The following is a 3,119-nucleotide window of genomic DNA, read 5'->3' as shown; positions in this document are numbered from 1 at the left end:
GGAAGATACCCCACGCGGACAGAAGCGCGGTTGATGAAATTCTTAAGGAAGCCAAGCGCTGGGCGAAAGAGATAGACAGCTCCTCGGGGCTCACGCTTAGGCTCAGAGGGCTGAGCGGAGTGATAAAACTCGCGGGGGATTTCGCGGTCGCGGACAAATCCCAGTTCATATCCCGCTCCCATGTGAAGGAAGCCCTGAAATACTCCAAAACAGTTGAGGAGCAAATCCAGGAAACCTATCCGAACTGGTGGAAGGCAGGGATGGCTGATTACGCCGTGAAAGGCGAGAAGAAAGGAAGCGATTCAGTTTAGCTCTTTTATGGCTCTGGAAGACAATCTCCCACCTATTAAACCCTCCAGTCTCAGTTGTTACGTGAAAGAGACCGCAATGACGCCTTTACGGCAGCTCAAAATACATCGGGATACTATCCCGCTTAGTCAAATCTTCAACGTAAGTTACCAACCCCCTTCTCTTATACCAGTCCACGATTTTCTGAGTTGCCTTGGCGTGAGCGATAAGGTGCGAGCAGCCGAATTGTTGCCTTGCAGCTATGGCTATTTTAGCGGCATAGTCTAAAAGGAGACTCGCCGCCCCCTTACCCTCCTCGTTCCTATCAGTTGCGAGTTTGCCGATTAGAAGGGCAGGAAATTGCTGGGGAAACATTTTCGCATAATCCCCCAGTTTTTTACCCCGCAGCGTGAACTCGCATTTATCAGGTATTTTGAGCGAACCCATCGCCAGAGTCATATAAGAAATTGGTTTATTGGCTGCCTTTGTAAAAAGAATATAGGTGACGCCCAAATGAAGCTTTTGATAGGCTAAGGCGTCCTTTTTCAGATACTCATTGAGTTCTTCGTCATCACAGGAAAAGTTAGCGATTGAAGCGGCGTGCTCCTCTTTCAAAATAGATACGTAAACCTCATCAGATGTGTATTTCGCAGGCAGAGGAACACCTACCTAACCTCAATGTTGAGTTTTTTGGCTCTCGCTATTGTTGCATCCCTGGCTGGGTTAGGCTTCTTATTCACCCAGTCCTCCAGAAACCGCTCTGCCTCGTTCGGGCTTAATTCAATAACATACTCAATTGGTTTTGCCATTCTATTCACCGAAACCTATCTAATACTACGTAATAAATACTTAATAAGTGTTGGGGTCCGTAACTAATTTTGCTGAAACTGCTTGTTCGAACCAATAAATTAGGTTGAATCTGTTTCGTAAAATCTTAATTGTCTGAAGTGAGGGAAAGGGCGCCACGCTTGCGCGCAACGCCCTTTTCAGCATGAACGCCGCATGAAATGGCGATTTGTGAATGAAGAGAAGCCGAGCCCCGTTCAGCCAAGGCCCGTTTCCCGATTCTTTTGATATTTGTGAGACATGAGGGAATAGTGAGTAGGAAGGGGAACCGGCAAATCGGTCTAGATTTGCGGCCCATTCGCGGTTAGGCGAATCGGGAACGGGAAAATAATCCCGGGAGCGAGGTGGGTAATTAGTGCCCCCGGGGAAATCTACACATATGGACCAGAGTAAAATTGGGTGGGAGGTTTCTGGTCCCCTATGCGTAAGCGTGATGCACGTATCTGGGGATAGGATGCATCGGGCCCTGCGGCCAATCGCCCGTTTTCCCCTCGCGCCCTGTTGTGTTTGTAAATTCGAACGCGGTTCTCATTTACAAACGCGCACAAAATTTCATAAATTTTGTGCCGGCGCATTGTCGCCTTGCTCATCCGCCTTGCGGCGGCTCAAAGGCAGTTCACTCATCTGCCTATGCAAGCGAGAAGAAAACTTTTTTCCCTACTTGTCTCTTGACAACGACCCCACAGCCGTGGAGTCTGTTCAGCCTCGCCGAGGCGGCGTTCCTTCCCTTGTAGCCGAGCTTCTTCTGCACGTCTTCCGCAGCCTTCGGCCCTTCCTTCAGGAAATTCACAATCGCCTCGTCTACCTCCGGAAGCATCGGAGCTTCCTTCCTGCCCTCAAGCCTTTCCAGCTTCCTTTCGAGCGACTCTATCTTCTCCAGCAGGGTCTTCAGTATCCTGTTGGTGTTCTCGCGCTCTTCCCTGAGCTTGTAGGCAATCTCCGCGAGTATGAGCGGGTCGTTGAACTTTTCCAGGTTCCTCGCAACGTCTCCACGCACCTCTTCCCGGAGGCTGGCTTGGTTAAGTTTAAATATTTTGTCTTCGTTAGCGTCGTCTGTCACGGAAATCACCTGCCCCTTTGGGGCGTTTTCTATGACGCTTGTCGTTCAAGCAACGACAGGATGTTGTGATGGAATCATGCAAGTGTCATGATTCTGTCATGATAAGTCATGAAAGGTTTATAAAGCTTTCCTCCAATTCTTCCACGACGGTGCACCGAATGAAGCCCCATGAATACATGAAAGAGATTTTCCTCGCCTTCAAAAAACGAGATGGCAAGAAGCTCAGGAAACTCAACGAATCCATCTTGCGCGAAGCTTCCCTCGTGTATTCCAAAAAGTTCTACTGGCTCGCCGTAATCGCCTACGTGCTTTCCAAAATCCTGGGCAAGCCCCGCTTCATGGAAAGAAAGTATTACGAGCACATGAACCGCATGCAGTCCGACCTGGAGAAGCTCGCGAATTGCCAGGCGGAGTGCACGGAGGAGGAATTCCAGCAGCATTTCACGAAGCTCGTTTCCTCGATAAAGAGCATAGAGGCCCAGGACCAGCGCTTCCTCACGGATTTGCTCACGAAAGGCAAGCTCAAAGTCGCGGCCACGCTTTACGCGCAGGGCATCTCCCTCGGTACCGCCTCCGAGATAACCGGAATAGAAAAGCAGGAAATACTTTCCTACGCAGGCCACACGATGATGTTCGACAGGATACGCGAGGAGCGCGGGCTGAAGGACCGCATGGCCGCGCTCAGAAGGCTTCTCGAGGGATGAAAATGCGAAAGGAAATACTCTGCGACTCGAGCGCCCTCATATCTCTCGCGGACTCGTGCATGGCCGACTCGCTCGAATTCATGGCCCGCAAATTCAACCTGGAATTCATAATAACCGACACGATAGAATACGAGTGCGTCACCCACCCGCTCAACCTCGTGACCAAGGAGTACGCGTTTTCCGCGCTAAGGCTGAAATACGCGATGGAAACCGGCGTGCTC

Annotated in this window: 6 protein-coding genes; 3 read left to right on the top strand and 3 right to left on the bottom strand. The window is 50.4% G+C overall.

The genetic code is table 11. The annotated features are described in order from the left end of the window. Positions 1–311, top strand: a 311-nt coding sequence (locus WC488_05170; protein ID MFA5077787.1) for a Lon-insertion domain-containing protein, incomplete at its 5' end; no start/stop codon positions are given. A gap of 85 nt (positions 312–396) precedes the next feature. On the opposite strand, the gene WC488_05165 is transcribed toward WC488_05170, so the two are convergent. From WC488_05165 to WC488_05155, 3 genes are all read right to left on the bottom strand, one after another. Further along, positions 397–903, bottom strand: coding sequence for a hypothetical protein (locus WC488_05165; protein MFA5077786.1), 507 nt, complete (start codon positions 901–903; stop codon positions 397–399). Positions 904–953: 50 nt separating this feature from the next. Beyond that, on the bottom strand, positions 954–1,097 hold the full coding sequence (locus WC488_05160) for a hypothetical protein (GenBank protein ID MFA5077785.1): 144 nt from the start codon (positions 1,095–1,097) through the stop codon (positions 954–956). Positions 1,098–1,762: 665 nt separating this feature from the next. After that, positions 1,763–2,194: a helix-turn-helix domain-containing protein gene (locus WC488_05155; GenBank protein MFA5077784.1), complete on the bottom strand. Its 432-nt coding sequence runs from the start codon at positions 2,192–2,194 to the stop codon at positions 1,763–1,765. A 158-nt stretch (positions 2,195–2,352) separates the two neighbouring features. Between WC488_05155 and WC488_05150 the strand changes: the two genes are divergently transcribed. Then, positions 2,353–2,898, top strand: a complete 546-nt coding sequence (locus WC488_05150; protein MFA5077783.1) for a hypothetical protein — start codon at positions 2,353–2,355, stop codon at positions 2,896–2,898. A 2-nt stretch (positions 2,899–2,900) separates the two neighbouring features. Further along, a partial coding sequence (locus WC488_05145; protein MFA5077782.1) for a hypothetical protein occupies positions 2,901–3,119 on the top strand: 219 nt, incomplete at its 3' end.

Source organism: Candidatus Micrarchaeia archaeon (assembly GCA_041650355.1).
Lineage (GTDB): Archaea > Micrarchaeota > Micrarchaeia > Anstonellales > Bilamarchaeaceae > JAHJBR01.
Note: the sequence above shows the minus strand (reverse complement) of the source record. Positions and strands in the feature narration are given on the sequence as shown.